We start from the raw sequence: 501 nt of genomic DNA on the forward strand, positions 1-501 counted from the left end.
AGCTGGTGGTGAGCGAGCTGGTCACCAACGCCATCCGGTACGGTTCGCCGCCCATCCGGCTGCGGCTGATCCACGACGCGACCACGCTGATCTGCGAGGTCTCCGACACCAGCCACACCGCGCCGCACCTGCGCCGGGCCAAGACGTGGGACGAGGGCGGACGCGGTCTGCTGCTGGTCGCCCAGCTCACCCAGCGCTGGGGCAGCCGGCACACCGCCGAGGGCAAGACCATCTGGGCGGAGCTGGCCCTGCTCGACGAGGAGTGACCCGCGGTTTCCGCACCCCCGGGCGGGGACACTCGAAGACTGGGCGTGCCGTCCGGCACCCGTGCCGGGCCGTGCGCGACGGAGTTCACGGGAGTGTGGAGAAGCGATGGCGAAGACGTCCCAGCCCATAGGCCGGACGGCCCTGCTGGCGAGCGCGGTCGCGGTGCTCGGCGTGCTGACCGCCTGCGGCACCGACAACGGCGCGGCGGGCACGGCGAGTACGGCGCAGTCCGGC

1 protein-coding gene is annotated in these 501 nt (G+C 73.1%); it reads left to right on the top strand.

Annotated elements, in window-relative coordinates:
- Nucleotides 1-266: ATP-binding protein (locus GTW67_RS03195; RefSeq protein WP_161163263.1), on the top strand; the 266-nt coding region annotated here is incomplete at its 5' end.
- Nucleotides 267-501: the final 235 nt, after the last annotated feature.

This window comes from Streptomyces sp. SID5910 (genome assembly GCF_009862125.1).
GTDB lineage: Bacteria > Actinomycetota > Actinomycetes > Streptomycetales > Streptomycetaceae > Streptomyces.